The sequence below is a fragment of the Microseira wollei NIES-4236 genome (assembly GCF_020521235.1).
Lineage (GTDB): Bacteria > Cyanobacteriota > Cyanobacteriia > Cyanobacteriales > Aerosakkonemataceae > Microseira > Microseira wollei.
Window position 1 is genome coordinate 1 of sequence record NZ_BLAY01000342.1, and the last position, 4,704, is coordinate 4,704.

Here is a 4,704-nt window from a genome sequence, read left to right on the forward strand (position 1 = left end):
TACCCCAGTTAACCGCTTGCGCCTGACGCACCAATCCATAATCCAAAATCTAAAATCCACGCGGATCAGCTATGGATACAAAAATAACCGCATCCTCACAGATAACTTCCAATCTTTACGAACAAGACTGTAGGGTGTGTCAGGCGCATATAATTGGTGAGTTTTTACCCCAGTTAACCGCTTGCGCCTGACGCACCAATCCATAATCCAAAATCTAAAATCCACGCGGATCAGCTATGGATACAAAAATAACCGCATCCTCACAGATAACTTCCAATCTTTACGAACAAGATTTCTATGCTTGGACGCAAGAACAGGCTAAACTCCTGCGAGAAAGAACATGGGAACATTTAGATATTGACAATTTGGTGGAGGAGATTGAATCTTTGGGTAAGCAACAACGGCAGGAATTAAGAAATCCTTTGGGCATTCTACTTGGTGATTTACTCAAGTGGGAATTTCAACCCAGCAAGCGATCAAAAAGCTGGTTTGTAACAATGCGCGAACAACGTCGCCGAATTCTTGAGCATTTGAAAGAAAATCCCAGCTTAAAACCCTATCTGACTTCAGCGTTGGAAAATGCCTACAAAGATGGACTCGACTTGGCTGTACGCGAGACATCCCTCACGGATGAAGACTTTCCCGATCAGTGTCCCTACGCCATCGAGCAAGTTTTGGATGCTACTTTTTTCCCAGGACAACCTGTTGAATCGGGTCAGAATTGGGTAGTATAAAGTTGAACAGTGACCATTTTTATAATTTTGTTTTAGGGGATTTATGACTTATCAGTTTAATCCTTCGCAACCAGGAGTTTTTACAGAGCTTTATTTGCCCAAAAAGTCAAGATATCAAGGCATATTGTATGACACCCTAACGCGGGGATTTGACTGGGATTATGTAAAGCAGCATTTTCGTATCCATCAGGAAAGCATTCAAAAATTCTTACAAAATAGCGGACGTGTAAGTCATTACACTCGAGAAGATATTGAGGGAATGGATCAGGTATTCTATGGATACTCAATGTACGAAGTTGATGGGGTTTTTTATGGAAAAGTTCAAATTGACGAAGAGAGAACTCAAGTAATAAGGATGAGGTTTTTTCCCAAATTAGAGCCGATGATTTCTGAACTTGAAGCTCAAGGTTACAATAGTTACAATATTATCAACTTAATTAGAAGATATATTAGAGCTAATTGGGAACAAAATGAGCCAGAATTGGAAGCGATCGCCAAGAGGGAAATATATGCAAAAGAAAAAGTAATTCCATACCTAGACAGATGGGAGTTGAACATACAGCTTTTTTTGTTTGGGTACATTGTATTTGCCATTTCCGAAGAAATCAGAAAATTAGAGAAAAAGGAAGAGGAGATTTGGGTAACTTCTTTTTGGTATCTTGAGGTAAACGTGGTCAAAAAAACCGAAGAATAATCAGGATTGTAAAATTTGTGTGTTTCCACTTATAACATTCCAGAACGCAATGTTTTATGCTCCTAGAAAACCTTGGATTAAAATATAGCCATGCCCCAATCTAAACCCTATCAACCCCTACTTTTACGTCTCCTCCACGGCGTCAATGCCTTACTCGTCATCGGTGCAGCCATTACCGGATTTTTGGTCTACGATAGCTGGGATGGTCGATTTGGTAAGCTCGGATTAACATTAAAAAATCGAGAGTTAATCGATATTCACGGCACGTTTGGATTCTTCTTTTTCCCGATTATGATAGGGTTTACAATTTACAGCATTCGTGCCGGTTCTAAACGCTTGGTACAACCCGATGCCTTGAATAAACTGACGCAAGTCGGAAAACCTATTTGGTGGGTAACTCTCCAGCGACTGGCGAATACGCTGATGTTAATCGCAGCAATCTTTGCTTTAGTTTCGGGTAAGTTTCAAGATGAAAATTGGTTGCCTAATGGGGAAATAAACTATGTCTGGTATTACGTCCACCTCATCGCTTGGTGCGGGATTATTGCAAGTCTGGCAATTCACATCTTGATGAGTATTAAAGTAGGTGGAATTCCCTTAATTCTTTCAATGTTCGAGCCTAAATTCCGTCCAGAAGATCATCCAGCTAGATGGCCTGAAAAAGTCAAAGCTTGGCTGCGGCGTCCCCATTTGTGAGGTTGATAGAATCAGTCCAAAACAACTTGCGATCGCTCGCTCAAACTGACTCTCAGAAACCGGGTTTCTCCAAGAAACCCGGTTTCTCTAATTTTTTTGATAAAACTATTGCATCGGGAATCAAAGTATAGTAATCTAACCAGCCAACAGGGGATGGACAGCCATTACCTATTGCTATCTCACCGATAAGAAATTAAAACTATGGAGGAAACAAAAGTTTTCGGAATGCCAGCGGAAAAAGGAAGATGGCTATTCGTTCCGCTTGGAATAATTGTCTTGCTGTGTCTCGGCACGGTCTATTCCTGGAGTATCTTCAGAAAGCCGTTAGAAAAGCTGCTCAATATCAGTGCAACAGAGAGTCTATTACCATTTACAGTATTGCTAGTCGTTTTTGCCGTACTAATGCCAATTACTGGCTTTTTTATCGATAAATATGGCTCTCGCACCGTGACAGCAGTCGGCGGCGTTGTGACGGGAATCGGTTATATTTTATCGGCTTTTGCGCCTAATATTTCTGTCCTGGTATTCAGCTATGGCTTTATTGCCGGTGCAGGGGTGGGAATTGCTTACGGCGTACCGCTAGCAGTAGCAGCGAAATGGTTTCCCGATAAAAAAGGATTGGCAGTTGGGTTAACAGTAGTTGGGTTTGGTTTGTCACCTTTAATTACCGCACCCATCGCTAAATATTTGAGCGATACCTATCAAGTGCCGACAACTTTTCTGATTTTAGGGATTGCTTTTACCCTGATTATTTTGGCAATCTCCATCACTTTGAAAACGCCGCAAACTGGATGGAAACCTGCGGGTTTTACGGCTTCTCAAGCATCAGCAATTGCCAGCAATGAAACTGTACCGATGATGAAATAACCTACATTTTATGGATTGTGGGTATGCTACACCATCGGCAGGTTTGTGGGATTGGGTGCGATTGGAATTTCTTCTCCTGTGGCGCAGGAAATTATTAAATTAGACGCAGGGACAGCGGCGGCCTCGGTTTCTCTGTTTGCGGTGTTTAATGGTTTAGGGCGTCCGATTTTTGGTTGGGTAACCGATAGGTTTAAGCCGAAATATGCCGCGATCGCCAACTACATCCTCATCTTAATCGCCTCGATTATGATGACTCAGGCAGGTGCAGGACAAGTCGCAACCTATATCATCGCGTTTTGTTTATTCTGGCTATCTTTAGGCGGATGGTTAGCGATCGCACCCACGGCAACTTTAACTTTATTCGACCCCACAAATTACGCCAAAAACTACGGTATCGTCTTCACCGCTTACGGCGCAGGTGCTTTTCTCGGTACGATTGTTGCCGGTGAAATTCGAGATATCTTTGGCAGCTATACTAACGCTTTCTACATTACGGGGATTCTTGCCATTGTTGGCATCATCACCGCCGCCTTCGTGCTGAAGCGAACGGTTAGCATTGTTCCCGAAGCCGATGTATCTTAATGGCTAATGGCTAATGGCTAATTGCTAATTGCTAATGGCTAATGGCTAATTGCTAATGGCTAATGGCTAATGGCTAATGGCTAATTGCTAATTGCTAATTGTGACAACAAAGGTTTGCTTTGTACCCCCTCTTTCTTGGTCTAAGAGGGGTTTTTTAGGAGTCTTTCAAAATCTTAGGGGAGTGCGATCGCATACAACAGCTATGCGATCGCTTGTCGGTCAGATTTCCCTCTTCTACAACGCCAACCCACTTGACGCTGGTGTATTATTTGTAATAGAAAGGAGGAAGATCTCTCTCCAAAAACTCTTGTGGGGTAGGCATTCTGCCTGCCTTTGGGTTTCTTTGTTGGAGAGGTTTAATGGGAGAGCGATCCCCGTATGCCACAAAATCATCCAAATTAGGACAAATATTTATGCAACCGATTCGACAAGGCGACGTAATTTTATTACCCGCACCGCAAATTGAGGGAGAAAAACTGTCTCATTTAACACTTGCAGAAGGGGAAGTCACCGGACACAAACACCGGATTAGCGATGGCAAAGCGGAATTGTACGAAAAAGATGGCACGCTTTACCTGCGCGTCTTTTCAGACACCGCCACATTAACCCACGAGGAACATAACGCAATTTCGGTTCCCCAAGGGAATTGGGTAGTACGAATTCAGCGGGAATACGAACCGCAAAGCTGGAGATACGTGGCGGATTAAAGTTGAGGAAAACATCAGAAAAGTGGAGTGCGATCGCATACGACGGGGATGCGATCGCGTAGCTTGCTTTTGGCATTTCGCCTTTATTCTCAAATTGCTTTAACTTTATTACTTTATGTCTGAGCAACCCAATCTTTCAACCAATTTCACCACCTTTGCCGACTGGTGTTTGCACTTTGACAGCCTCCCAGAAGCAGCAAGGCATACAGTTGAAATGCTGTTAAAGAAGGCTAAGACTTCTGACTGCAATGAAGCGGATCGGATACTGTCAAACCTGACATCCCTGAATCTCGACAGCAATCAAATCACAGATATTAGTCCCCTCAAAGCCCTCACCAATCTGACATCCCTGAATCTCTACAACAATCAAATCACAGATATTAGTCCCCTCAAAGCCCTCACCAATCTGACATCCCTGAATCTC

At 43.0% G+C, this 4,704-nt stretch carries 6 protein-coding genes and 1 pseudogene; all 7 read left to right on the plus strand.

Features of this window, described 5'->3' with window-relative positions:
• The first annotated feature begins 236 nt into the window (after positions 1–236).
• On the plus strand, positions 237–734 hold the full coding sequence (locus tag MiSe_RS47710) for a DUF29 domain-containing protein (protein WP_226594285.1): 498 nt from the start codon (positions 237–239) through the stop codon (positions 732–734).
• A 43-nt stretch (positions 735–777) separates the two neighbouring features.
• Entirely contained in the window at positions 778–1,428 is a 651-nt protein-coding gene (locus MiSe_RS47715) for a hypothetical protein (RefSeq protein ID WP_226594287.1), read from the plus strand.
• Positions 1,429–1,518: 90 nt separating this feature from the next.
• The gene (locus MiSe_RS47720) at positions 1,519–2,124 is read left to right on the plus strand and encodes a cytochrome b/b6 domain-containing protein (protein ID WP_226594289.1); all 606 of its coding nucleotides are present in this window, start codon (positions 1,519–1,521) and stop codon (positions 2,122–2,124) included.
• Between the two features lie 2 nt (positions 2,125–2,126).
• Entirely contained in the window at positions 2,127–2,255 is a 129-nt protein-coding gene (locus MiSe_RS51785) for a hypothetical protein (RefSeq protein ID WP_264197113.1), read from the plus strand.
• Positions 2,256–2,325: 70 nt separating this feature from the next.
• Positions 2,326–3,537: pseudogene (locus tag MiSe_RS47725) on the plus strand (L-lactate MFS transporter); the annotation flags it as partial.
• A 449-nt stretch (positions 3,538–3,986) separates the two neighbouring features.
• Positions 3,987–4,280, plus strand: coding sequence for a DUF8820 family protein (locus tag MiSe_RS47730; protein WP_226594291.1), 294 nt, complete (start codon positions 3,987–3,989; stop codon positions 4,278–4,280).
• Positions 4,281–4,395: 115 nt separating this feature from the next.
• Positions 4,396–4,704: leucine-rich repeat domain-containing protein (locus MiSe_RS51790; protein WP_264197115.1), on the plus strand; the 309-nt coding region annotated here is incomplete at its 3' end.